Annotated in this window: 19 protein-coding genes, 2 tRNA genes and 1 pseudogene; 15 read left to right on the top strand and 7 right to left on the bottom strand. The window is 63.5% G+C overall.

Annotation, left to right across the window (positions count from 1 at the left end; genetic code table 11):
* The first annotated feature begins 41 nt into the window (after positions 1 to 41).
* Positions 42 to 1,055 (top strand): ketol-acid reductoisomerase, encoded by a 1,014-nt coding sequence (gene ilvC / locus ONR57_RS14755; protein WP_265124264.1) that lies wholly within the window; start codon positions 42 to 44, stop codon positions 1,053 to 1,055.
* A 60-nt stretch (positions 1,056 to 1,115) separates the two neighbouring features.
* Here ilvC and ONR57_RS14750 read toward each other — a convergent pair whose 3' ends face one another.
* Positions 1,116 to 1,781: a S1 family peptidase gene (locus tag ONR57_RS14750; protein WP_265124327.1), complete on the bottom strand. Its 666-nt coding sequence runs from the start codon at positions 1,779 to 1,781 to the stop codon at positions 1,116 to 1,118.
* A gap of 276 nt (positions 1,782 to 2,057) precedes the next feature.
* Here ONR57_RS14750 and serA point away from each other — a divergent pair, with 276 nt between their 5' ends.
* Positions 2,058 to 3,653 carry a phosphoglycerate dehydrogenase gene (serA, locus tag ONR57_RS14745; protein WP_265124263.1) on the top strand — a complete coding sequence of 532 codons (1,596 nt, stop codon included), beginning with the start codon at positions 2,058 to 2,060 and terminating at the stop codon, positions 3,651 to 3,653.
* Positions 3,654 to 3,710: 57 nt separating this feature from the next.
* The gene (locus ONR57_RS14740) at positions 3,711 to 4,727 is read left to right on the top strand and encodes a 3-isopropylmalate dehydrogenase (protein WP_265124262.1); all 1,017 of its coding nucleotides are present in this window, start codon (positions 3,711 to 3,713) and stop codon (positions 4,725 to 4,727) included.
* A gap of 90 nt (positions 4,728 to 4,817) precedes the next feature.
* Here the strand turns inward: ONR57_RS14740 and ONR57_RS14735 are convergent, their stop codons facing one another.
* Positions 4,818 to 6,065: an MFS transporter gene (locus ONR57_RS14735; protein WP_265124261.1), complete on the bottom strand. Its 1,248-nt coding sequence runs from the start codon at positions 6,063 to 6,065 to the stop codon at positions 4,818 to 4,820.
* A 138-nt stretch (positions 6,066 to 6,203) separates the two neighbouring features.
* On the opposite strand from ONR57_RS14735, the gene ONR57_RS14730 reads away from it, so the two are divergent.
* The 4 genes from ONR57_RS14730 to ONR57_RS14715 all read left to right on the top strand — a co-directional run bounded on the left by ONR57_RS14730 (position 6,204) and on the right by ONR57_RS14715 (position 8,834).
* Positions 6,204 to 6,989, top strand: a complete 786-nt coding sequence (locus tag ONR57_RS14730; RefSeq protein WP_265124260.1) for a fumarylacetoacetate hydrolase family protein — start codon at positions 6,204 to 6,206, stop codon at positions 6,987 to 6,989.
* A gap of 28 nt (positions 6,990 to 7,017) precedes the next feature.
* Positions 7,018 to 8,496, top strand: a complete 1,479-nt coding sequence (gene gltX / locus ONR57_RS14725; RefSeq protein ID WP_265124259.1) for a glutamate--tRNA ligase — start codon at positions 7,018 to 7,020, stop codon at positions 8,494 to 8,496.
* Positions 8,497 to 8,591: 95 nt separating this feature from the next.
* Positions 8,592 to 8,663: transfer RNA gene (locus tag ONR57_RS14720), tRNA-Gln, on the top strand.
* A 98-nt stretch (positions 8,664 to 8,761) separates the two neighbouring features.
* Positions 8,762 to 8,834 (top strand) — tRNA-Glu (locus tag ONR57_RS14715).
* A gap of 52 nt (positions 8,835 to 8,886) precedes the next feature.
* Here ONR57_RS14715 and ONR57_RS14710 read toward each other — a convergent pair.
* Positions 8,887 to 9,588 (bottom strand): IclR family transcriptional regulator, encoded by a 702-nt coding sequence (locus tag ONR57_RS14710; RefSeq protein ID WP_265124258.1) that lies wholly within the window; start codon positions 9,586 to 9,588, stop codon positions 8,887 to 8,889.
* 140 nt (positions 9,589 to 9,728) lie between these two features.
* Here ONR57_RS14710 and leuC point away from each other — a divergent pair, with 140 nt between their 5' ends.
* The 3 genes and pseudogenes from leuC to ONR57_RS14695 form a co-directional block, all read left to right on the top strand.
* Complete coding sequence (gene leuC, locus ONR57_RS14705; RefSeq protein WP_265124257.1) at positions 9,729 to 11,186, top strand: 3-isopropylmalate dehydratase large subunit; 1,458 nt, start codon at positions 9,729 to 9,731, stop codon at positions 11,184 to 11,186.
* A 30-nt stretch (positions 11,187 to 11,216) separates the two neighbouring features.
* Positions 11,217 to 11,822 carry a 3-isopropylmalate dehydratase small subunit gene (leuD, locus tag ONR57_RS14700; RefSeq protein WP_265124256.1) on the top strand — a complete coding sequence of 202 codons (606 nt, stop codon included), beginning with the start codon at positions 11,217 to 11,219 and terminating at the stop codon, positions 11,820 to 11,822.
* A gap of 135 nt (positions 11,823 to 11,957) precedes the next feature.
* Positions 11,958 to 12,680 (top strand): annotated as a pseudogene (locus ONR57_RS14695) (HU family DNA-binding protein); the annotation flags it as partial.
* Positions 12,681 to 13,051: 371 nt separating this feature from the next.
* Here the strand turns inward: ONR57_RS14695 and ONR57_RS14690 are convergent.
* The 3 genes from ONR57_RS14690 to cofC form a co-directional block, all read right to left on the bottom strand.
* The gene (locus ONR57_RS14690; protein WP_265124255.1) at positions 13,052 to 13,972 is read right to left on the bottom strand and encodes an NUDIX hydrolase; all 921 of its coding nucleotides are present in this window, start codon (positions 13,970 to 13,972) and stop codon (positions 13,052 to 13,054) included.
* Between the two features lie 13 nt (positions 13,973 to 13,985).
* A complete protein-coding gene (locus tag ONR57_RS14685; protein ID WP_374116451.1) occupies positions 13,986 to 16,082 on the bottom strand; it encodes an RNA degradosome polyphosphate kinase in 2,097 nt (698 codons plus the stop codon).
* Between the two features lie 177 nt (positions 16,083 to 16,259).
* On the bottom strand, positions 16,260 to 16,997 hold the full coding sequence (gene cofC / locus ONR57_RS14680; protein WP_265124254.1) for a 2-phospho-L-lactate guanylyltransferase: 738 nt from the start codon (positions 16,995 to 16,997) through the stop codon (positions 16,260 to 16,262).
* Between the two features lie 127 nt (positions 16,998 to 17,124).
* Between cofC and ONR57_RS14675 the strand changes: the two genes are divergently transcribed.
* Positions 17,125 to 18,123: an NAD(P)H-dependent glycerol-3-phosphate dehydrogenase gene (locus ONR57_RS14675; protein WP_265124253.1), complete on the top strand. Its 999-nt coding sequence runs from the start codon at positions 17,125 to 17,127 to the stop codon at positions 18,121 to 18,123.
* A gap of 53 nt (positions 18,124 to 18,176) precedes the next feature.
* Positions 18,177 to 19,280, top strand: coding sequence for a D-alanine--D-alanine ligase family protein (locus ONR57_RS14670; protein WP_265124252.1), 1,104 nt, complete (start codon positions 18,177 to 18,179; stop codon positions 19,278 to 19,280).
* A 4-nt stretch (positions 19,281 to 19,284) separates the two neighbouring features.
* Here ONR57_RS14670 and ONR57_RS14665 read toward each other — a convergent pair whose 3' ends face one another.
* A complete protein-coding gene (locus tag ONR57_RS14665; RefSeq protein ID WP_265124251.1) occupies positions 19,285 to 19,839 on the bottom strand; it encodes a DUF3515 domain-containing protein in 555 nt (184 codons plus the stop codon).
* A 59-nt stretch (positions 19,840 to 19,898) separates the two neighbouring features.
* Here ONR57_RS14665 and ONR57_RS14660 point away from each other — a divergent pair, with 59 nt between their 5' ends.
* From ONR57_RS14660 to ONR57_RS14650, 3 genes are all read left to right on the top strand, one after another.
* Positions 19,899 to 20,906, top strand: a complete 1,008-nt coding sequence (locus tag ONR57_RS14660; RefSeq protein ID WP_265124250.1) for a thiamine-phosphate kinase — start codon at positions 19,899 to 19,901, stop codon at positions 20,904 to 20,906.
* A gap of 161 nt (positions 20,907 to 21,067) precedes the next feature.
* Positions 21,068 to 22,282, top strand: coding sequence for an acyl-CoA desaturase (locus ONR57_RS14655; protein WP_265124249.1), 1,215 nt, complete (start codon positions 21,068 to 21,070; stop codon positions 22,280 to 22,282).
* Between the two features lie 285 nt (positions 22,283 to 22,567).
* A complete protein-coding gene (locus ONR57_RS14650) occupies positions 22,568 to 23,911 on the top strand; it encodes a DEAD/DEAH box helicase (RefSeq protein WP_374116448.1) in 1,344 nt (447 codons plus the stop codon).
* The last annotated feature ends 71 nt before the right edge of the window (positions 23,912 to 23,982 follow it).

Here is a 23,982-nt window from a genome sequence, read left to right as displayed (position 1 = left end):
CGATCGCCCCGTACCTCACTAGTGCAGAAGGGAAACCACACGTGGCCGTCGAGATTTTTTATGACGACGATGCCGACTTGTCGATCATCCAGGGCCGCAAGGTGGCCGTTATCGGATACGGCAGCCAGGGACACGCACATTCGCTGAGCCTGCGGGACTCGGGTGTCGACGTGCGTGTCGGCCTCAAAGAAGGGTCGAAGTCTCGGGCGAAGGCTGAGGAACAGGGCCTTGAGGTTCTGACACCCGCCGAGGCAGCCGCCTGGGCTGACGTGATTATGATCCTGGCGCCCGACACGGCACAGGCATCGATCTACAAGAACGACGTCGAGCCGAACCTCAAAGACGGTGACGCGCTCTTCTTCGGGCATGGGCTCAACATCCGCTTCGGCCTGATCAAGCCGCCGGCCAGCGTGACCGTTGCCATGGTGGCGCCGAAGGGCCCAGGTCACCTCGTCCGCCGGCAGTTCGAAGACGGCAAGGGCGTGCCGTGCCTCGTTGCCGTGGAGCAGGACCCGAAGGGTGAGGGCCTCGCGCTCGGTCTCTCCTACGCGAAGGCGATCGGCGGCACCCGCGCCGGCGTCATCAAGACCACGTTTGCGGAAGAAACCGAAACGGACCTTTTCGGTGAGCAGGCCGTGCTGTGCGGCGGCACCGAGAAACTCGTGCAAACCGGCTTCGAAGTGCTGATCGAAGCAGGCTACGCCCCGGAGATCGCGTACTTCGAGTGCTTGCATGAACTCAAGCTGATCGTCGACCTCATGTACGAGGGCGGAATCGGCCGGATGAACTACTCGGTCTCGGACACCGCGGAGTTCGGTGGCTACTTGTCGGGGCCGCGCGTGATTGACGCTGACACCAAGGTGCGCATGCAGGAGATCCTTGCTGACATCACGTCCGGCAAGTTCGTCGAACGCCTCGTCGCCAACGTCGAAAACGGCAACAAGGAACTCGAGGGACTGCGCAAGGAGAACGCCGAGCACCCGATCGAAGTTGTGGGCGCGAAGCTGCGCGGACTGATGAGCTGGGTTGATCGCCCGATCACCGAAACTGCCTGATCAGACCTGAAACGGGGCGCCTCTCAGCGGAGAGGCGCCCCGTTTGCGGTGAGACTGCGATCAGACCGGACGGAACCCGGCGCCGGGGCCGCCCGCGGCAGATGCGTCGGCAACGACAGCTTCCATGTTGATGGAGATCTTCGGTCCGATACACGGCACGAGGAAGTACGCGCTCACCATGCCGACAAGTGTGGTGCCACGCGTCACCGGTCCGCCGGAATCGCCTTCCGACACACAGACCAGCCCCCACGTCTCGTTGAATACCGGGTCGACGTAGACCGAAAATCCACAAGTGTGGCCGGTGGAACGTCCTTGCTTGCATACCCACTCGGAGAACTGCGCGGGAGCTCCAGTGCCGGTGATGGTGGTCGGCCCAACACTGCGGACCGGGTTCACGCGCGCCGGATCGAACTGGATCACCGCGTAGTCGAGGGCACCATTGGTACGGGCGATTGTCCCCACGACACCTGCTGCTGGGTTCGCTTCTGCGGTGACAGTGGAGCCAGGGCCGCCGCAGTGCGCCGCGGTAAACCCGACCAGGCGGCCGGCGTTGTCATAGCCAATGGTCGTCAGCGTGCACAAAAAGTCGCCGCCGACGACGATTCCGGACCCGCCCCCGAGATCGGCACGAACCTGCTGAGCTTGTGCGGCCGGAAGACCTGCGAACAGCGCGGCTATTACGGCGATACTCACAATGAGAAACCGTTTCATCCAGCCACCCCTCATTTCCTGCCTGGCCGCCGGGACTGTGCGTCCGTTTGCGAGCGGCGTGTCAACTGTCACAGGCTGAGCGTACGTGACCGGATCGATATGCAGTTGTGATTGGTTGGCTAAGTAGTTTTCGCGGCTTCCGGAATGTGAGATCGGAGGCCGCGGTGTGGAATGTGTTAGGGGCGCAGACTAGGCTATCTGCGGTCAGCGCGCACTCCGCGACCGCCCACGCGGTCAGCACGCGCCAGAATATCGAGACTTTTAGAGCATCGGAATGAGGAGAGTTCGCACGTGACACCATCAGGCCGTCCGGTAGTTCTTATCGCGGACAAGCTCGCGCCGTCCACCGTCGATGCGCTTGGCGGCGACGTCGAGGTCCGCTGGGTAGATGGCCCGAACAAGCCGGCACTACTCGAAGCTGTCGCTGACGCGGATGCGCTGCTCGTGCGCTCGGCGACGACGGTTGATGAGGAAGTACTCGCAGCAGCGCCGAAACTCAAGATTGTTGCCCGCGCCGGTGTGGGGCTGGACAACGTCAACGTTCCGGCAGCTACCGCGCGTGGTGTCATGGTCGTCAACGCACCGACCTCCAACATCCACAGCGCTGCCGAGCATGCGCTTGCGCTGCTCATGGCGACTGCGCGGCAGGTTCCGGCAGCGGATCTCACGCTCCGCGGCCGTGAGTGGAAACGCAGCAGCTTCAACGGGACCGAGATTTTCGACAAGACTGTCGGCGTCGTCGGCCTCGGTCGCATCGGCCAGCTGTTCGCGCAGCGAATCGCTGCCTTCGAGACGAACGTCATTGCGTACGACCCCTACGTTTCGCCGGCCCGCGCGGGACAGCTCGGGATCGAGCTCGTAACCCTCGACGAGCTGCTTGAGCGCGCCGAAATCATCTCGATTCACCTGCCGAAAACGCCGGAAACAAAGGGCCTCATCGGCGCTGCAGAACTCGCCCGCACCAAAAAGGGCGTGATCATTGTCAACGCCGCCCGCGGCGGTCTCATTGATGAGAACGCGCTCGCTGACGCGGTGCGGAGCGGTCAGGTCGGCGCGGCAGGCCTCGACGTCTTCGCGACTGAGCCATGCACCGATAGCCCGCTTTTCGATCTCCCTCAGGTCGTGGTCACGCCGCACTTGGGCGCGTCGACGTCGGAAGCTCAGGACCGTGCTGGCACCGATGTCGCCAAGAGTGTGCGGCTCGCCCTCGCCGGGGAGTTCGTACCTGACGCGGTGAACGTCGCGGGCGGTGCTGTCGGTGAAGAGGTCGCGCCGTGGCTCGAGATCGTGCGCAAGCTCGGTGTGCTCGCTGGAATCCTGTCGCCGGAGCGGCCGGCGAGCATAGTCGTCGATGTCCGCGGTGAGCTTGCCAGCGAGGAAGTGGGCGTTCTTGAACTCGCTGCGATGCGCGGCCTGTTCTCCGCTGTGATCGACGATTCAGTCACTTTCGTCAACGCACCCGCGATTGCTGAAGAGCGTGGCGTCCAGGCCGAGGTGTCGACAAGCGCGGAAAGCCCTAACCACCGGAGCATGGTCGACGTCCGCGTGGTGCTCGCGAGCGGTGAGGTCGTGAACGTGGCTGGCACGCTGACCGGTCCTGCGCAGGTCGAGAAGATCGTGAACATCAACGGCCGCAACTTCGATATGCGTGCCGAAGGCATCAACCTGCTGATCCACTACCAGGATCAGCCGGGCGCGCTCGGCAAGATCGGTATGCGTCTTGGCGAGGCCGGGATCAACATCCTCGCGGCCCAGTTGAGCCAGGACACCGAAGGCGACCGCGCGACGATCATCCTTCGTATCGATCGCGCTGTCCCGCAAGAAGTGCTCGACTCGATCGCGACGGGTGTGGCTGCGTCGAGCATCGACGTTGTCATCCTCGACTGACGACACTTCAGCGACGCGTGCCGCTCTCGTGTGGGCGGCACGTCCGGAAAGGACGTAATGAAACTCGCAGTCATCCCTGGCGACGGAATCGGCCAGGAAGTTATCGCGGAAGCATTGAAGGTGCTCCGTGTGGTTGCGCCGGGCGCTGAAGCCACTGAGTTCGATCTGGGTGCGCGGCGCTACAACGCGACCGGTGAAATTCTGCCGGAATCAGTACTCGAAGAAGTGCGCGCGCACGATGCGATTCTCCTCGGGGCGATCGGTGATCCGTCCGTGCAGCCGGGCCTGCTTGAGCGGGGGCTGCTGCTGAAACTGCGTTTCGCACTTGACCACCACGTCAACTTGCGCCCCTCGAAGCTGTACACGGGAGTCGCGGGGCCGCTCGCTGGGGGCAAGCCGATCGACGTCGTCGTTGTTCGCGAGGGCACGGAGGGGCCTTACATCGGAAACGGCGGTGTGCTGCGCCAAGGCTCAGCTCAGGAAGTCGCGACAGAGGTGAGCGTGAACACCCGCTTCGGCATCGAACGGGTGGTGCGCTACGCATTCGACCTGGCGATGACGCGCCGCAAGCATTTGACTCTGGTGCACAAGACCAACGTGCTGTCGTTCGCGGGCGCACTGTGGTCGCGCACAGTCGACGCGGTAGCCGCGGAGTACCCGGAGGTCGAGGTCGCTTACCAGCACGTGGACGCGACAACGATCCACCTGGTCACCGACCCCGAGCGGTTCGATGTGATCGTCACGGACAACCTGTTCGGCGATATCATCACCGATCTCGCCGCGGCGGTCACGGGCGGCATCGGGCTGGCAGCGAGCGGCAATATCGATGCGAGCCGGGCTAATCCGAGCATGTTCGAGCCTGTACATGGCAGTGCACCAGACATTGCGGGACAGCAGAAAGCAGACCCCACTGCAGCCATTCTTTCGGTGGGGCTGCTTATGGCGCACGCCGGTGACGCGGCGGCGGCTGAGCGGATTGATGCGGCTGTCGCCGCCGATCTGGCGGCACGCGAGCCGGGTGCCACGGTCAAGACGAGCGAAATCGGCGACCGGATCGCGGGGGCTCTGAGCTAGCGCCACAAGCACGAGAAACGGGACAGGTTCACGACAATTAACCGTGAGCCTGTCCCGTTTCTCGTGCGGCTGGGTGCGCGTCTTCAGTGGTCAGGACCGCGTTCCAATCGACGGCGGCACAACGGGAGCCGCGAGGACAGCGAAAGCTGCGGCGATCGCGAAGGTGGCAGGAAAACCGAGTCCGGTGATCGCGGCTCCGAAAACGGGCGGCACCGCCGCAGCCACCGCGTTTTGTGCTGTGTTGTGGATGCTCAGGACCCGGCCGCCCCAGAACGGTCCCGCGATCTCGGCGGCCGCGGTGAAAGCGACTCCGTTATCCGCCACTGTGATGACCCCAGCCGCTGCGAGCAGCACGATAGCGAGGGTGAGGTCGTGAAGGTCAGCGAGAGCAAGGCCTCCCATGGTGATAGCGGCGAGGACGGCGATGATCCGGATCGGTTTTGTGCGGCTGCCGATGCGGTCCGACAATGCTCCGGCGGCGAGACGGCCGGCGGCGCCCAGTACCTGGATGCACCCGACGAACATCCCGGCGGCGAACGCTGTCCAGTGGCGCTCTGACATCAGCCACACCAAAGAGAAGCTCCATATCGTGAACTGGGGGATAACGAGCAAAACAGCGACGAGGTGCACTCGCAGCAGGCCGGTGCTGCGTGAGTACGGGTGCTGACGCAGCGTGGTGAACTCAGGTGCGGTGACCGCCGGTCGTGGTGGGTCGATGACAAACAGCGCGGTGGCGATGACGGCGAGCAGGGCGAAAGTCGCTGGGACAGCCAGCGCCGCAGCGACTCCTTGGTGCTGGGCGATCACAGGTATGGACACAGCAGCGGCGGCGACGCCGAGTGGTTGTGCCATCTGCCGGAACCCCATTGCGGTCCCGCGCCGGTTCGCCGGGAACCAGCCGATGACCAGGCGACCGCTGGCGGCGTTCGAGCTTCCGGCTGCCATACCACCTGCCAGCAGGATGGCCGCAAGCACTGTGGGCCCCGCGTGTTCTATCCCGTCACCGGTTATCGCTCGATATGTCAGGGGCAGGAACATCGTGACGCAACCGGTGCCGAGCCCAAGCAGCAGAGTGATGCGCTCGCCGGCACGGTCAACCAGGGTGCCCCAGAGTACGAGTGTGAGCATGAGCCCGGCTGTTGTCATCGCGGCGATGGTGCCTGCGGCTGCGAGGGACAGACGGTATTCGCCCGCTGGATCGCTGAGCGCCGGGATGAGGAATGCGCCGCTCGCGATCGCGACTGCGGATGCGGATTGGGCAAGGGTGCTGATCAGCAGGATCAGCCACGGCCGCGCGCGCCGATGGCGCTGTGTTTGCGGTTGAGCCAGTGGGGCCATAGCACCTCCCCGAGTGCATCTCACATAATAAGAGAACTGTCTTGCATAGTGGTCACTACTCTAGCCGACAGGCGGCCTGACAGGGGCGGTGCGAGTGCGGGAGTGGGGAAAGTAACTGCACCCGCTAGGCTCGTCACCATGCGTCTTGGTCGAGTTGCGAGCCCTGATGGAGTTGCATTCGTGGCGGTAGATGGCGATACGCCAGACTCCCCAGATGCGACCGTGCGAGAGATAGCCGAGCACCCCTTCGGCACCCCAACTTTCACTGGAAGATCATGGAAACTTTCTGACGTGCGGCTGCTCGCTCCGATCTTGTCGAGCAAAGTGGTTTGCGTCGGCAAGAATTACGCGGCCCATGCGGCCGAAATGGGCGGTGAAGCGCCCGCTCAGCCGGTGATCTTCATGAAACCATCGACCTCGATAATCGGCCCCGGCGTGCCCATACAACTGCCCCGCTCCTCGCAAGAAGTCCACTACGAAGGTGAACTTGCGGTCGTGATCGGGCGGCCTTGCAAAGACGTTCCCGCCGCCCGCGCTCGGGATGTGATTCTCGGCTATACCATCGCGAACGACGTCACTGCACGGGACCTTCAGCGTGCAGACGGCCAGTGGACCCGAGCGAAGGGCTTCGACACCTTCTGCCCGCTTGGCCCATGGATCGATACACAGATCGATCCCAGTGATGTGCGGCTTACCACTGAAATCAACGGCACTGTCGTGCAGGATAGCCGCACGTCAATGCTGATTCACTCGATCCCCGATCTTGTCGAGTGGGTGTCGCGCGTCATGACGCTGCTGCCCGGCGACGTCATCCTGACTGGCACCCCTGAGGGAGTTGGTCAGGTGCAGGCCGGTCAGACTGTTTCCGTAACTGTCGAGGGCATCGGTACGCTGTCCAATCCGGCAGTCGACCGTGAATCCTGAACTTTCGTCGCAGAACATGAAGTGAGTAATGAGCACAGCAGAAAACCCTGTCCGCGTCCGCTTCTGTCCGTCACCGACCGGCACCCCACATGTCGGGCTGATCCGGACGGCCCTTTTCAACTGGGTCTTCGCGCGGCACCACGGAGGCACATTCGTCTTTCGCATCGAGGACACTGATGCGGCGCGCGACAGCGAAGAGTCCTACAACGCACTGCTCGACGCGCTGGGCTGGCTTGGGCTGAATTGGGATGAAGGACCCGAAGTCGGGGGACCTTTTGGCCCTTATCGGCAGTCGCAACGTCGTGACTTCCACCTCGAAGTGGTCGAGAAGCTGCTCGCGGCAGGGGAAGCGTACGAGTCCTACTCGACTCCCGACGAGGTTGAGGCGCGCCATCGGGCCGCTGGGCGTGACCCCAAACTCGGTTACGACAACTTCGATCGCAGTCTCACAGAAGAGCAGCGCGCCACCTTTCGCGCGGATGGCCGCCGGCCTGTTATTCGCCTGCGCATGCCCGATCACGATCTCACGTGGCACGACCTCGTTCGCGGTGAGATCTCGTTCAAGGCAGGCACTGTGCCCGACTTCGCGCTCACGCGGGGGAGCGGTGATCCCCTCTACACACTCGTGAATCCGGTTGACGATGCGGCGATGAAAATCACACACGTGCTGCGCGGCGAGGATTTGCTTTCGTCGACGCCTCGTCAGATCGCGCTGTATGAGGCACTGATCCGGATCGGTGTCGCCGACACGGTGCCGCAATTCGGCCACCTGCCGTACGTGATGGGGGACGGCAATAAGAAGCTTTCCAAGCGCGATCCTCAGTCGAATCTCTTCCTGCACCGCGACCGTGGATTCATACCGGAAGGCCTGCTCAACTATCTCGCGCTGCTCGGCTGGGGCATCTCCGGCGACCGAGATATCTTCACGCTCGGCGAGATGGTTGCTGCGTTTGAGATCTCCGATGTCTCAGCGAACCCCGCCCGCTTCGATCAGAAGAAAGCGGATGCGATCAACGCGGAGCATATTCGGCTCCTCGAGCCCGCGGACTTCGCGGCGCGCTTGCGGACGTATCTCGAGTCGCACCATGACTTGCCGCGGGATATCCGCGACGCTGACTTCGCGGTGGCTGCGGAACTCGTGCAAACGCGGATCGTGGTGCTTGGAGACGCGTGGGGTTTGCTGAAGTTCCTGTACGTGCCTGACGCGGAATTCGCAGTCGACCCGGCCGCGGCCGCGAAGAATCTCAAACCCGAATCCGCTGCCGTGCTTGACGCTGCTATCGGCGCGCTCGGCGAACTGGCGGAGTGGGCCGCAGGGGGCATCGAGGAGACGCTTAAAGCGGCGCTTATCGACGGGATGGGCTTGAAGCCGCGCCTGGCGTTTGGCCCGGTACGGGTGGCTGTGACGGGCTCTCATATCAGCCCGCCGCTGTTCGAGTCGCTGGAGTTGCTTGGCCGGGAACGAACGCTTGCGCGCCTCCGCGCGGCTCGTGAGAATCTCGCCTGACCTCTACGTTTGGAAATATCGGGAGTGGGTTTGCTAACCTGTTCTCCGGCCTGAGGCGCTGGTGCTCCGTTCGCGGAGAATCGGTGCCAGGGCAGTGGGGTATGGTGTAATTGGCAACACAGCTGATTCTGGTTCAGCCATTCTAGGTTCGAGTCCTGGTACCCCAGCAGCAGGGTGAGTACGCGATTTTGCAGGATCGCCCTGGCCAGCTAAGCTGGCTGAGCCTCCGGGCTCATGGTGGAAGCCACTGGCTTCAGCCAATCCTGGCCCCGTCGTCTAGCGGCCTAGGACGCCGCCCTCTCAAGGCGGTAGCGCGGGTTCAAATCCCGTCGGGGCTACAACGAACGGCCCCCACCTCGCTGAGGTGGGGGCCGTTCGTATAGGCACCTCTCAGAGGCGTTTCTGGATCGCGTCCGCGGCGGCGAGGAGGTCGGCCGCCCAGCGGGCGCCGGGTTTGCGCCCCATTCGGTCGATTGGGCCGGACACGGAGATTGCGGCAATGACCGTTCCAGTCGCGTCGCGAATCGGGGCGGCCACGCTTGCGACACCGGATTCGCGTTCCGCGATGCTCTGCGCCCAGCCGCGCCGGCGCACCTCGATCAGCACTCGCTCACTGAACGACGCTTCGGGCAGGACAGCGCGCTGTGTAGCGATGTCGGCCCAGGCGAGCAGGACCTTGGCGCCGGAGCCTGCGGTCATAGGCAGTCGTGCGCCGACGAGTACGGTATCGCGCAGGCCGGTCGGCGGCTCCATAGCGGCCACGCACACGCGCTCGATGCCCTCGCGGCGATAGATCTGCACACTTTCGCCGGTGATTTCGCGCAGCCGCGGGAGCACGAACGACGCTGCGTCGATGAGTGTGTCGCCCGCTGAGGCGGCGAGTTCACCGAGAGCGGGCCCCGGCACCCACTGGCCTTTGGTATCGCGGGCGAGGAGCCGGTGCACTTCCAGGCCGACGGCGAGCCGGTGCGCGGTAGCGCGGGGCAGGCCGGTGCGTTCACATAGGGCGCTCAGTGTGCAAGGATCCGCTGCAACCGCATGAAGAACGGCCACCGCTTTGTCCAGGACGCCAATACCGCTAGACTGTCTCACAAGACGATATTAACGTTCCGAATGCTGAGATTCTAGTGGTGGCGACAAACAACCGCCTCCAGCGAGAATGAGATCGGTGGATCGGCGGACCGGCCAGCCCATCAAATTCCGGCCGCGGATCCTCTGGAATGAGGATGAGAATGGCAAGCGAATCTCCGGTAAGTGGTGCGGCAACGGAGCAGCGTCCCCGCACCCTGGCTGAAAAGGTGTGGGAACAGCACGTCGTCGTGCGCGGATCAGGTGAGGGTGCCGCACGTGAGCCCGACCTGATTTACATCGATCTCCACCTCGTGCACGAGGTGACGAGCCCCCAGGCTTTTGATGGTCTGCGACTGGCCGGGCGTAAGGTGCGCCGCCCAGATCTCACGATCGCGACGGAAGACCACAATGTGCCGACGGTGGGCATCGACAAGCCCATTGCTGACGTTGTGTCGCGCACTCAGGTCGAGACCCTGCGCCGCAACTGCGAAGACTTCGGTGTCCGCCTGCACCCTATGGGTGACATCGAGCAGGGCATCGTCCATGTCGTCGGCCCTCAACTCGGACTGACGCAGCCTGGAATGACTGTGGTCTGTGGCGACAGTCATACCTCCACCCACGGCGCGTTCGGATCGATCGCGATGGGAATCGGCACATCTGAAGTCGAGCATGTGCTCGCGACGCAAACGTTGCCGTTGCGTCCCTTCAAAACAATGGCGATCAACGTCGACGGAAAGCTCCCGGCTGGCGTGACGAGCAAGGACATCATCCTCGCCGTGATCGCGAAGATCGGTACTGGTGGCGGTCAGGGGTACGTGCTCGAATACCGCGGCGAGGCCATCCGTGCGCTCTCCATGGAAGCCCGGATGACGATCTGCAACATGTCGATCGAAGCAGGCGCACGCGCTGGCATGATCGCGCCCGACCAGACCACCTACGACTTCATCAAGGGCCGCCCGCATGCACCCCAGGGTGCTGACTGGGAGGCGGCGCTCGCCTCATGGGAGGGACTCAAGACTGATGAGGGCGCGGTCTTCGACCACGAGGTGTACATCGACGCGTCGGCTCTCACGCCGTTCGTGACATGGGGGACGAACCCGGGGCAGGGCATTCCGCTCGGCGACTCGATCCCGGACCCCGAAATGTTCGGTGACGAAGCCGCCAAGCAAGCAGCGCACAAGGCGCTCGAGTACATGGACCTCACGCCGGGCACACCCGTCCGTGACATCGCCGTGGACGCAGTTTTCATAGGTTCATGCACCAATGGGCGGATCGAGGACTTGCGAGCCGCAGCAAGCGTTCTGAAGGGCCGCAAGGTAGCGCAGGGAGTGAGGATGCTCGTTGTGCCCGGATCGATGCGGGTACGCGCGCAGGCTGAAGCCGAAGGGCTTGGGGCGATCTTCGAGGAAGCCGGTGCGGAATGGCGAAGCGCAGGCTGTTCAATGTGCCTGGGCATGAACCCAGACCAGCTCGCTCCGGGTGAGCGGTGTGCGTCCACATCGAACCGCAACTTCGAAGGGCGCCAGGGAAAAGGTGGCCGTACCCACCTTGTGTCACCGCTCGTCGCAGCTGCCACCGCGGTCAAAGGGACATTTGCCGCGCCCGCCGACCTCGACTGACCCTTCGCACCGAGACCTGAGGACGAAACCATGGAAGCCTTTTCTACTCACACCGGTATCGGCGTACCGCTGCGCCGATCTAATGTCGACACCGATCAGATCATTCCCGCGGTCTATCTCAAGCGGGTAACGAGGACCGGCTTCGAGGACGGTCTGTTTGCTGCGTGGCGAAATGATGCGAACTTCATTTTGAATGTGCCGCCGTATGACCGCGGGTCCGTTCTCGTGGCTGGTCCAGATTTCGGGACTGGCTCCTCCCGGGAACATGCCGTTTGGGCGCTGTCTGATTACGGCTTCCGGGCTGTGATCTCATCGAGATTTGCTGACATCTTCCGGGGCAATGCGGGCAAGCAAGGCCTGCTAGCAGCTGAGGTTGAGCAGTCTAATGTCGAGTTGCTGTGGAAAGCGCTAGAGGAGCAACCGGGCCTGGACGTGACCGTCGATCTCGAGACGAAGACGGTCAGTGCCGGAACTCTTGTGGTGCCCTTCACAATTGATGACTACACGCGCTGGCGGTTGCTCGAAGGTCTCGATGATATTGGCCTAACCCTGCGCCACGCGGATGAGATCGCTGATTTCGAGCGGCGGCGTCCGGCATGGAAACCTAAAACGCTTCCGGTGCCAGCGCAGAATTAATTTCCACATTAGGGACTAAATTCTGCCAAGTGGGCACACGAGATTTGCCGTGGCACATACACTCTTGGTAATCACGGGTTTGCCGTGTGACTTTTGGCCGGTCCGACTGGGGCCCACATTGTGCGGAGGCTATCCATGAACAAAGCGGATCTCGTCGATGCCCTCACCCAGAAGCTGGGGACGGATCGGCGGAGTGCTTCACAGGCGGTTGAAACGATCGTCGACCTGATTGTGCGTGCGGTACACGCTGGAAAAAGCGTGACTATCACCGGATTTGGGGTTTTCGAGCAGCGAGCGCGCGCAGCGCGGGTGGCGCGGAACCCCCGCACCGGTGACACCGTCCGGGTGGAACCCACCAAGGTGCCGTCCTTCCGGCCCGGTGCACAGTTCAAGGCCCTCATCGCGGGCGCGTCGGAACTGCCGGCGGAAGGACCCGCGGTCAAGCGCGGTGCTGGTGCGACTGCCGCGGAGGAGAAGGCGCCTCCGCGTGCGGCACGCTCGACTGTCGCCAAGGCCCCGCGCCGGGCGTCCAAGGCGGTGGCCGCCGCGGCCGAATCCGGAACCGGCGCAGCGAAAGCGCCAGCCAAGTCAGCCGCGAAGAAGACGACTGCGGCCAAGTCGACGGCTGCGAAGTCGACGGCTGCGAAGAAGACTGCGGCAAAGACCACGGCAGCAAAGAAGGCTCCGGCCGCAAGAACCACTGCCGCGAAGAAGTCGACCGCCGCGAAGTCGACTGCCGCGAAGTCGACTGCCGCGAAGTCGACGGCTGCGAAGTCGACGGCTGCGAAGTCGACGGCTGCGAAGTCGACTGCTGCGAAGAAGACTGCCGCGTCACCGGCGAAGAGCACGGCCGCGAAGAAGACCACGGCGGCCAAGAAGTCCACCGCCGCCAAATCGACTGCCGCGAAGTCAACTGCCGCGAAGACCACCGCAGCGAAGAAGACCACGGCGGCGAAGAAGACCACGGCGGCGAAGAAGACCACGGCCGCGAAGTCGAGCGCTGCGAAGAAGACGACCGCTGCCAAGTCGACGCGAACGCGGCGCGGTGCTTCAGGCTCAGACGCGTCCAGCGGGTCCGAGTCATAGCTGCACGCCACTGACGCAGAACAATCTATCGGGCTAGCGATCTGCCTTGCGTCACGGGCATGATTGCTGCCGGACTGGCCAAATAGTCCCTCATTGGTACCTCTGATCCCGCAGGGGTACCAATGTTGTATCTGCGGTGCGGCCTAGGCCAGCGGGGATTCCAGATAGTCGGCGGTCAATAATCGGCCGTCGAGCATGGTGAGCGCCCACAGGCTGCCCTTACGGTTCTTGGCCGGAGGCAGTGCGACAGCGCTGCGACGTGCGAGCCAATCAAGCAGCCCTGGAATGACGCCGCCTTGGCTGCAGATTGCATGCACGCCCGGCTGGCGGGATATCTCTAGCAGCCGTTTGTGCGCAGCCTTGGGATCACGTGTGTACTCCTCCTCGGAGAAGGCTGGCTCGCGCACAACATCGGTTCCGACCTCATCGGCCGTGGGAACTAGGGTTTCAACACAGCGAGTGCGGTCTGTGGCGTGCAAATCTGTGACGCCGTAGGCGAGGAGATGCGGAACCAGCGCTTCGGCCTGTGCCCGCCCCTGTGCGTCCAACGGGCGCAGGTTGTCATCCTCCGGGTAGTCTCCCCGGCGGCCGGCCTTGCCGTGACGGACGACGAGCAGCGTCGTCACGTCCGCGGCGGCGAATTCAGCGAACTTCTTCAGTACCCGGCGGTCGAGGTCGTAGGTCACCTTCGATGATGCTTTGTGCAGCGGCGCCCACACCAATTCGTCAACTTCGTGGTTAGGAATGAATGTACCGGTGAGAGCCTCAGCGGCCCAGTAGTCGACCTCCTTGCGCCGCCCGTCCGTTAGTGGATACGACACACGGATGAGGTGGCGGCCCAGCCTGCACGAGAAGCCTGTCTCTTCGGTTATCTCGCGTGCCGCTGCAACGACTGGCGTTTCACCGGCGTCGAGCTTTCCTTTCGGCAGCGACCAGTCGTCGTAGCGTGGCCGGTGAATGACGGCAACTTCGAGGCCGCCGCGAACATCGGGGTTGTGGCGCCAGAGCACCGCGCCCGCGGCGAGGACGCTGGAGTTGCTCTGTTTTGTCGACACCGAACTCATCAGTCCGACGCCCTCACTGCGCCTGATGACGGCGGATCAGCTCGGTCTGGTGGTCGCGGACCTGTTCACCGTCCGCGGGCGCAGCGATCCAGTTTCCGTCGGGCTGCAGAATCCAGCACCGCGTTGTGGGGTCGAGCGCCGATTCGAAAAGGTCGTTCAGCTGGTTGGTGACCTTGGGGTCACGCACGCGCACCAGAACTTCCACGCGCCGATCAAGATTGCGGTGCATCATGTCAGCGCTGCCGAACCAGAATTCGTTGCACCCCGCGAAATGGAAGATCCGGGAGTGCTCCAGGAACCTGCCGAGAATGGAACGAACGTGAATCGTTTCACTGAGCCCCGGGACGCCGGGTTTCAGTGCGCAGATACCTCGCACCACAATCTCAACGGGCACGCCCGCTTGCGAGGCCTTGTAGAGCCCGTCGATGATCTGCTCGTCCACCAGTGCGTTGGCCTTGAGCCGGATGCGCGCGGTGCGCCCCGCCCGATGGTGGGCGATCTCGTCGTCGATGCGCTGCAGAATCCCCGAACGGATTCCGGTCGGCGCGACGAGCAGCGTCCGGTACTGCTCAACTCGAGAGTAGCCCGTCAGCGAGTTGAACAGGTCGGTGAGATCCGCGCCGATATCTGGCGCAGCGGTGAGCAACCCGACATCTTCGTACAGGCGCGCTGTCTTCGGGTTGTAGTTGCCAGTGCCGATGTGACAATAGCGGCGAATCGTGGAGCCTTCGCGCCGCACCACAAGACACGTTTTGCAGTGTGTTTTGAGGCCGACGAGGCCGTACACCACATGCACGCCTGCCTGCTCGAGCTTGCGTGCCCATTTGATGTTCGCCTGCTCATCGAACCGGGCTTTGATTTCAACCAGGGCGACTACTTGTTTGCCGGCCTCCGCCGCATCGATCAGTGCGTTGATGATCGGGGAGTCACCAGAGGTGCGGTACAGAGTCTGTTTGATCGCGAGCACATTGGGGTCGGCGGCGGCCTGTTCGACGAAGCGCTGCACGCTCGTTGAAAACGAGTCGTAGGGGTGGTGCACAAGAACGTCCCCATCACGGAGGGTTGAGAACACGCTCTTGGGCGTCTCACGCTCGCCGAACGCCGGATGTGTCGCGGGCACAAACGGCTTGTCCTTCAGTCCGGCCCGGTCAACGCTGTACACCTGCCAAAGGCTCGATAGATCGAGCAAACCGGGAACGTGCACGACATCAGCGGGATTGACATCAAGCTCACGCAACAGCAAGTCGAGCATGTGCTCGGTCATGTCGTCAGAGACTTCGAGCCGCACCGGTGAACCGAAGCGGCGGCGTGCAAGCTCACGCTCAAGCGCCTGTAGCAAGTCCTCGTCCCGGTCTTCTTCCACTTCGAAGTCCGCGTTGCGAGTGACCCGGAATGCGTGATGTTCGACGACATCCATGCCATGGAACAGCACGTCGAGGTGCGCGGCGATGAGTTCCTCCATGGGGAGGAAGCCGACGCCGTTGCCTTCGCCCTGAGGAACCCGCACGAACCGCGCGACATTGTCCGGAACCTTGACGCGTGCGAAGTGGGTTCCGCCGGCGCGGTCACGAACCGTGACAGCAAGATTGAGGCTCAGTCCGCTGATGTAGGGGAACGGGTGTGCAGGATCGACCGCCAGGGGCGTGAGCACGGGAAAGACTTGCTCGTGGAAGTACCGTGATTGTTCGGTACGGTCGGCCTCCGCCAATTCGGACCACGAGATGATCGAAATGCCCTCCGCCGCGAGCCCGGGACGCACCTGATCAAGAAAGACGCGAGCGTGCTTCTCAGCGAGTTCTTGCGTCCGTTTGGCGACCAGCGAGAGCTGCTCGCGCGGCGAAAGCCCATCCGCGGAACGAACGGAAAGGCCAGTCTCATCGCGCCGCTTGAGTCCGGCGACGCGAACCATGTAGAACTCGTCGAGGTTCGACGCGAAGATAGCGAGGAACTTCGCACGCTCAAGCAAAGGGATCGAACTGTCCTCAGCCAAACTCAGCACGCGTGAATTGAAATCCAGCCAGCTCAGTTCCCGGTTGAGGTAACGATCTTCGGGAAGTGCTTCAGCCGCGGGCACCTCCTGGGTCGCGGCGGGAGGCGCGGACGGAATCACGTGTACGGGCCCGTCGGCGGAACTGCCGTTGAGTCCGGCATCACTGCCTTCAACGATCTGCTCATTGTTCGTTACCGTCACGGAGCCGCCGCTGGGCTCGCTGAGACTTTCGCGGTCGTTCACACTTCGATCATTCCAAATTGTGGCGAGACGGCAAGCCGGTGTGGCATCAGAGCTTTAAACATTGCGTGTATTGCTGGTAAAGGCTGCCGCGTGCGACAACTCATCCGCGGCCGCCCGTGTCCAGGCCCCGGCGCCGTACTCAAGCACATCGGCAAGGTCGGCGGGGGTGTCGACGTCAAGGCGAAGTCCGGCGAGGTTGTCATGTTCGGCAGCGAATGCGCCCGCGTCGCGGTGCCTGCGCGCTGACCCCGCACCGAACTGAGGGCGCAATGTCGTCACGTCTGGCGCGAAAAGCGCCGTCGTGCCATCGCCGTGCCGGTCGGCGACAAACGTGAGAGCGTGCGCGTCGAACATGATCGCGAGAGCATCGTGGAGAGCGGACGGCGTCAGAGCCGGCAAATCCGCGTGCACAACCCCAACGGGGGTGTGTGGTTCGTGCGTGTGAAGTTCTGCTGCGGCGGCGCGCAGCACCGCGTTGAGCCGCGCATCCGCCAGCGTGGCGGGCCCGGCAGCGCCGTGGGATGCCGGTCGCGGACTCGCGAGGTCCGGCAGGGACAGCGCCGATTCATCAACGAGCGCCGCCCCATGTTCGGCGGCGATGTCGCCCAATTCCGCAGGGTCTCCGACAAGCGTCACAGCCGCGACGTCCGTGCAGGCTTTCACCGCGGTGAGCGTGTCCCGCAGCATGGAGATCGCAAGCTGGGTTCGTGTCGCCGGACTGAACGCAGGACTGAGCCGCGATTTCGCGGTGGCGAAAGGCTTCACCGGTATCAGGATCCGTGCGGCTCTCACTGCACCACAATAAGCCGAGACTGAACGTATCGGCACCGCGTTGCCCTGCCGCGGGCGCGGGGGACTGGCAGAATGCGGAGCAGAGTGACGTCAGCCGGCCGGCCACGAACATCGGAGGTAGATCACCTTGACAAAAGCGGCAGTGATGGGTTCGGGGTCGTGGGGTACTGCGTATGCCAAGGTGCTGGCCGATGCGGGCACAGACGTGATGATGTGGGCACGGCGTGCGGAACTCGCCGAATGCATTGAGCAGCGCAATGAGAACCGGGACTATCTGCGCGGCATCATCCTGCCGGAGCGGCTGCACGCGACCGCTGATCCAGCCGAAGCGCTGCGCGACGCCGATATCGTCGTGCTGGCTGTTCCCTCACAATCGCTTCGCTCGAACCTGGAAGCCTGGAAAACCATGCTTCCGTCCGACGCGACGCTGATGAGCCTCGCCAAAGGAATTGAGGTCGACTCGCTGCTCCGGATGAGCCAGGTGGTCACACAAGTGACGAAAGCCGATGCGTCGCGGGTAGCGGTGCTGTCCGGCCCCAATCTTGCGCGCGAGATCGCTGAAAGTCAGCCCGCCGCAACCGTCATCGCGTGTCCGGATTCGGCACGCGCGATCGCTTTGCAAAAAGCTTGTCACACAATGTATTTCCGGCCTTACACGAACGCCGACGTGATTGGCTGTGAAATCGGCGGAGCGTGCAAGAACGTTATTGCGCTCGCGTGCGGAATGGCAGCCGGGGTTGGCCTTGGCATCAACACGATCGCGTCGATCATCACGCGCGGTCTCGCTGAGATCACCCGGCTGGGCGTCGCGCTGGGCGCCAACCCTGCGACCCTGGCTGGACTGGCGGGCGTTGGTGATCTCGTCGCCACATGCACCTCACCGCTGTCGCGAAACCGCAGTTTTGGCGAGGCGCTCGGCCGCGGCGGATCCATCGCAGAGGCCCAGGCCGCCACGCATGGTCAAGTTGCGGAAGGCGTCAAGTCCTGCACCTCTGTTCGGGCGCTCGCCAACAGCTATGGCGTTGAAATGCCGCTTACCAATGCAGTGCATCAGGTGTGCCACGAAGGTCAGGAAGTGCTCGATGCGGTGCAGCAGCTCCTGGGCCGCAGAATGAAACCTGAGTAACACAACCGGCACACGAGTACGGAGCCAGCGTGCGGACAGGTAGCGTCTCTGGGGTGACGAGTGAACGAATTCGGGTAGCTGTCGTGTTCGGAGGCCGCAGCAGCGAGCATGCTGTCTCCTGCGTCTCTGCGGGAAGCGTGCTCCGGCATATCGACAAGGAACGGTTCGACGTTGTTCCGATCGGGATCACTCCGGACGGGGCCTGGGTGAAAGGTGTCACCGACCCAGCCAAGCTCGTCATCACGGCTGGTGAGCCGCTGCCAGAGGTAGCTCAGGACGGTGACGAACTCGCCTTCTCTGCGTCACCGGCCCGCCGCGGGTCGCTCATCGCGATGGAAGGTGACGAGGCGGGGCGTGAACTCGCCTCGGTAGACGTCGCCTTCCCAATCCTGCATGGTCCGTACGGTGAGGATGGCACAATCCAGGGTCTGCTCGAGCTCGCAGGCGTACCGTACGTTGGTGCCGGGGTCCTCGCCAGCGCTGGCGGGATGGACAAAGAATTCACCAAGAAACTGCTCGCCGCGGAAGGCCTGCCGGTGGGACGGCAAATCGTATTGCGCCCGCGGATGGCGACCCTCACCGAGGCGCAGCGCGACTACCTTGACTTGCCAGCCTTCGTGAAGCCCGCCCGCGGCGGCTCGTCCATTGGAATCTCGCGGATCACCTCGTGGGATGAGCTCGATGCGGCCATTGCCGAAGCCCGCCGGTTCGATCCCAAGGTCATCGTCGAAGCCGGCGTCAAAGGACGGGAAGTCGAGTGCGGCGTGCTCGAGTTCCCCGACGGCCGGGTAGAAGCGAGCGTTGTCGCGGAAATCCGGCTGCCTGACAGCGACAGCAACGGTTTCTATGACTTCGAAACCAAATACATCAACGACATCACGGAATTCGATGTCCCCGCGCAACTCGACGAAGCAGTCACCAAGGAGATTCAGCGCCTGAGCGTCGCGGCGTTCGCCGCACTCGACTGTCAGGGGCTTGCTCGCGTTGACTTCTTCGTCACAGACGACGGGCCGGTGATCAACGAGGTCAATACGATGCCCGGCTTCACGTCGATCTCGTTGTACCCCAGGGTGTGGGCAGCGACGGGTGTCGAGTATCAGCAGCTCATCTCCACACTGATCGACACCGCCCTTGCCCGTGGCACGGGCCTGCGCTGACGTCTCAGTTGATCGGTGCCGGATCGATCGCCTGCTGCGGAAGATTCTCGGTGATCGTGTCAGAAATGACCTGCAACGGAGTCGGACCGGTGCCGTCCGGCAGTGTCAGCGCGAGGTACACACTGCGATCGACCACGTACCAGGTGCTCGAATCGAGGCCCATCGCTTCACCTGAGACCTGGAACCACTGCACGTCATTTACTAGTTGCAGCGCGGCTGCCTGATCGAAATCGAGCGGGCGTTCGAGGCCGCACCGCAGCACGACGGGATCATCGAGCGTTCCCGCCGTCCGCCATGCCGCTGCACCAGCGGGGGCAGGGTCGACGATGTCCGCACGTTCGAGATCACCAAGTTCCTCAGGCAGCGCCGCAAGCAGCGTTGTGCATTCGTCCGAATTGGCAGCGGGGGCAGGAACCTCCGCGAGGATGACAGGTTCGGCATCGAGATTGCGCTGCATCACGACCGCAGCCACGATCAGCCCTGTGATCAGTGCGAGGGGCAGGGCGATCGCAGTGGCGATCAACGCCGGGGAACGGCGTTCGGGCTGTGTTTCGCTCACAACACCTCATTATCGGTAGCTCGTCGTTGTGGAACCGGCCGTCACCGTACTCTAGTCGGGTGAGCACAGCCTCAAGCGAAGACCATCCGCACGCTGCGCACGCGGCCACTGTGCAGGATACGGGGGAGTTCGGCGTCATCAGCCGGATCACCGCGGGCCGGAGGCAGCCGGATTCGACGCTGCTCGGCCCCGGAGACGACGCTGCGCTCGTAGCCGTCAGCGGTGGTGTCGTGGTCGCATCGGTCGACATGCTCATTGAGGGGCGTCACTTCCGTATTGACTGGTCTTCGCCGCACGACATCGGACGAAAAGCGGTCGCACAGAATGCCGCGGATCTCGTTGCGATGGGCGCGAGTCCTGTGACCTTCCTCGTCGCACTGGGCTGCCCGCCCAATACCGGAATCGCCTTCACTGACGCGCTGAACGAGGGGCTCTGGGAGGAGGCAGCCTGTGTCGGTGCCGGAATTAGCGGCGGCGACCTCGTCCAGGCGCCGGGCGTCACGCTTTCCGTGACAGCGCTGGGCGATCTGCATGGTCGCCGCGCTGTGCTGCGCAGCGGGGCACGGCCCGGTGACGTCGTTGCCCTCGCCGGTGCGACCGGGTACTCGGTGGCCGGCTACACGCTGCTGAGCCGCGGCGTCACGGCGCGGACCGCCGCCGCGGCCGAATGTCTGTCGGTCCATCGCGCGCCGCGCCCGCCTTACAGCGTCGGGCTTGCGGCGGCAAGTCTCGCGACCGCGATGATCGACACGTCCGATGGGCTGGTGTCCGACCTCGGTCACATCGCTGCCGCCTCAGGCGTCCGGATCAGCATTGATTCTCGCGCCCTCGGCAGCCCGGAGCCCGTGCAGGAAGTAGCTGCGCTGTGCGGCGCAAGCGCTGCTGATTGGGTGCTCGACGGTGGTGAGGACCACGCTTTCGCGGGCACGTTCCCGCCAGGTGAGCAACTGCCAGTGGGCTGGCGCCTGATAGGCCACGTGGACACTGCGGCGGACACCGGGCCAGGCGTGGTCGTCGACGGCGAACCGCGCCGCCCTGGCGGCTGGACGAGCTGGAAAGCACCGTGACCCAGCACTGCCGCAGGCTCGCGCTCGGGCCGACAGCGGCGTAGGGTTTAACCTGGGCCGGCGGCATTGGGGTCCCGGCCCCGTTGTCTGCACACTCGCGCATTGCATCGGTGCCTTGCGGCTCGCCCACAGCAGCGACCCCGTTAGGATGAAGGACCCACATGGCTATTTCGGACATTGCTGAGTACGCGCATCTCAGCGATTCTGATATCGAAGCGCTCGGACACGAACTCGATGCGATCCGTCGCGATGTCGAAGATTCTCTTGGTGGTGCGGATGCGAACTACATCATCCGCACAATCCGATTGCAGCGTATCCTCGACGCGTCCGCTCGGGCCTGGCTGATCGCTAGCTCCGGCCGCGGGGGCTGGCTGGCGGGGACGGCGGCACTGGCGCTCGCGAAGATCATCGAGAATATGGAGATCGGTCACAACGTCCTGCATGGTCAGTGGGACTGGATGAACGATCCCGAGATTCACTCGGCTTCGTGGGAATGGGATATCGCTGGCCCGGCTTCACATTGGAAGCGTGCGCACAACGTCACCCACCACAAGTACACGAATGTGGTCGACCTCGATGATGACGTGGGGTTCGGCGTGATGCGGGTGACGCGCGACCAGCCGTGGAAGCCCATCCATCTGATTCAGCCGCTTCAGAATCTCTTGCTCGCGGCTGGATTCGAGTGGGGTATCGCGCTACATGACTTGTACTTCGATAAGACGGCGAAGCACCCAGATCGCGCGGAGGTCGCCGTTTTCCGGCGTAAGGTGCTGCGTCAACTCGCCAAAGACTACGTACTCTTTCCGGTTCTGAGCGGGCGCCGGTGGCGCCGCACCCTGGCGGCGAATGCCACTGCCAACCTGGTGCGGAACATTTGGGCGCATCTCGTGATTTCTTGTGGGCACTTCCCGGATGGTGCCGAGAAGTTCGCCTTGGACGACTTAGAGAACGAGTCACCCGGGCATTGGTATCTGCGTCAGATGCTCGGTACCGCAAACTTCAACGCTGGGCCCGCGATGGCGTTCCTGAGCGGCAATCTGTGCTATCAGATCGAGCATCACTTGTTCCCCGATCTTCCGAGCAACAGGTGTGCGGAGATATCGGTCCGTGTGCGAGAGCTCTGCGACAAATATGACCTGCCATACACAACAGCTCCACTTCTCACGCAGTTCCTGCTGACTCAACGCACCATCCTGAAACTCGCACTGCCCGACCGCATGCTGCGCGCAACATCTGATGACGCACCCGAAACGGCATCTGAGCTGCGGTTCAAAGCTGCGAAGGCACTTGGCTGGGTTGCAGTCGACCCAGAGACCGGCCGCCGTCGCGGACTGCGGACCGCGCTGGCCGAGCTGAAACCGAAAAAGCGGCGCTGAACTGTGCTGTTGAGATAACGGCAGCTGCGGTGTGACGTGCGGAACGGCAAACTGATCCGTGATCAGGTAGGGTTCTGTGCGAAAGCGGTGCTCAGTGTGAGTGCCGCATGCGTCGTAGATTGCTTCCTCTCGTCCAGGTGACCTTCGCAGTGTGGCCCGGTTGACGACTCTCATGCGGCGAACGGATGCGCTGACAGGCGTGTTCGCCACTCACCGCTCCCGCTAGCGTTGCATAGCTCTAGTATCGGCATGCGCGGGGCGACCGATGCCATTGAAAGGCACCACGTGACCACCACACCCGTTCCACCGAAATTTTCAGACCTTGGCGTGCCCGCACCGATCGTCGGCGCGCTCGCCCGCGACGGCAAAAGCACAGCCTTCCCGATCCAGGCGGAGACGCTGCCCGATTCACTTGCGGGACGTGACTTGCTCGGCCGTGGTAAGACCGGCTCCGGCAAGACATTGGCTTTTTCGATCCCGCTTGTCGCCCGACTTGCCGCGACAGGCGGTCGCAGTACGCGCCGTCCAGGCCGCCCGCGTGGCCTTGTGCTCGCCCCCACGCGTGAACTCGCTACCCAAATCGCTGCCGTCCTCGCGCCGATTGCCCGGGCATGTGGTCTCACGACAACGACCATCTTCGGCGGTGTCCGGCAGAATTCCCAGGTGGCCGCACTGAAGGCTGGCGCGGACATCGTCGTGGCCTGCCCCGGACGCCTCGAAGACCTCATCAAGCAAGGCTTCGTTACTCTCGATGACATCGAAATCGCGGTACTCGACGAAGCCGACCACATGGCCGACCTCGGCTTCTTGCCCGCGGTTACCAGGTTGCTCGCCGCGACGCCCCGGGGCGGTCAGCGGTTACTGTTCTCTGCGACCCTAGACAATGGCGTGGATAAGCTCGTCACTCGCTTCCTGAATAACCCGACGCGGCACTCGATTGACGAAGCGACATCCCCGGTTCCCGCGATGTCGCACCACATCCTGGAAGTCTCGACGCCCGACCATAAGAAGGAACTCGTGCGCACGCTCGCGTCGGGGACCGGGCGCCGCATCCTTTTCATGCGCACCAAGCACCACGCTAAGCGACTCGCAAAGCAACTCACTGTTGAGGGTATCCCGGCGGTTGATCTGCACGGCAACCTTTCTCAGGCGCAGCGTGACCGCAACCTCGCTGCCTTCGGCGAAGGCAGCGTTCGGGTCCTCGTAGCGACGGACGTAGCCGCGCGCGGCGTGCACGTCGACCACGTTGAACTCGTGGTGCACGTGGATCCTCCGACGGAGCACAAAGCCTACCTGCACCGTTCGGGACGCACCGCGCGCGCCGGGCGCGCTGGTGACGTAGTCACAATCGTGCTGCCCGATCAGCGCCGGGATCTCACGAAGGTGCTTCGCGCAGCAGATATTTCAGCGGTCCCGCAGAAGCTCAACTCCGCGCGCGACGCGTCGGTCGCCGAACTCGTCGGTGAGGTCGCCCCGCACGTCGCGCCTGCGCCCCAGCAGGAACGCGCGGGTCTTAACAGCCGTGGAAACGGGGCTCGCGCACCTCGCGCCAGTGCCTCCCGGAGCCGTACAGCCGGTTCTTCGAAGCGCCCGGGGCGGCCGCACCGGAGGGCTGTGCGAAGCGCCTAAGCGGCCACCTTCCTTCCCCAAATCCATCTATGGGGGTCAACGGAAACACCGGTGAAAACCAGGTTTTCGTT

The organism is Hoyosella sp. YIM 151337 (assembly GCF_026041215.1).
Taxonomy (GTDB): domain Bacteria; phylum Actinomycetota; class Actinomycetes; order Mycobacteriales; family Mycobacteriaceae; genus Hoyosella.
The sequence above is the reverse complement of the archived record's forward strand: the minus strand, read 5'-3'. Positions and strand labels throughout refer to the sequence as shown.